The organism is Paenibacillus sp. Y951, from assembly GCF_056786395.1.
Map to the genome: position 1 here is coordinate 1 of NZ_JBXCIY010000083.1, position 706 is coordinate 706.

The window sequence follows — 706 nt, forward strand, 5'->3', positions numbered from 1 at the left end:
CGAGCCAAACATAATAGAAGATAAATGGCGGAGCTGACGAGATTCGAACTCGCGATCTCCTGCGTGACAGGCAGGCATGTTGGGCCACTACACCACAGCTCCGTATTATTAAAACTCTTCTATTATTAAATTTGGTTGCGGGGACAGGACTTGAACCTGTGACCTTCGGGTTATGAGCCCGACGAGCTGCCAACTGCTCCACCCCGCGATATTATTATTATGGTGGAGGATGACGGGTTCGAACCGCCGACCCTCTGCTTGTAAGGCAGATGCTCTCCCAGCTGAGCTAATCCTCCATAAATGGTGACCCGTAGGGGACTCGAACCCCTGTTACCTCCGTGAAAGGGAGGTGTCTTAACCACTTGACCAACGGGCCTTGCGCTATATTTTTTTACTGGCGGAGAGCTAGGGATTCGAACCCTAGATACCGGATAAGGGTATACACGATTTCCAATCGTGCTCCTTCGACCACTCGGACAGCTCTCCATAATGGCTCCCCGAACAGGACTCGAACCTGTGACAACTCGATTAACAGTCGAGTGCTCTACCAACTGAGCTATCAGGGAACATTCGGGTTTGCACCCTCAAAACTGGATGTGAAAGGTAAAACTCCAAAGTGAATCATTTGAATCTATGCTTCCGATGTATTTTTCTATCTTCGCTTGCGCTCCGTCTAGAAAAATTGTAGGATAAGCCCTCGACCGAT

The 706-nt window shown here is 49.3% G+C and carries 6 tRNA genes; all 6 read right to left on the reverse strand.

The features are described 5' to 3' along the window. Positions 1-25: 25 nt before the first annotated feature. Positions 26-102 (reverse strand) — tRNA-Asp (locus AC1TPB_RS24920). 30 nt (positions 103-132) lie between these two features. Next, positions 133-208 (reverse strand) — tRNA-Met (locus AC1TPB_RS24925). 12 nt (positions 209-220) lie between these two features. Continuing rightward, positions 221-296, reverse strand: a tRNA-Val gene (locus AC1TPB_RS24930). A 5-nt stretch (positions 297-301) separates the two neighbouring features. Then, positions 302-376, reverse strand: a tRNA-Glu gene (locus AC1TPB_RS24935). Between the two features lie 19 nt (positions 377-395). Then, positions 396-486 (reverse strand) — tRNA-Ser (locus tag AC1TPB_RS24940). Between the two features lie 4 nt (positions 487-490). Next, positions 491-566, reverse strand: a tRNA-Asn gene (locus AC1TPB_RS24945). Positions 567-706 lie beyond the last annotated feature (140 nt).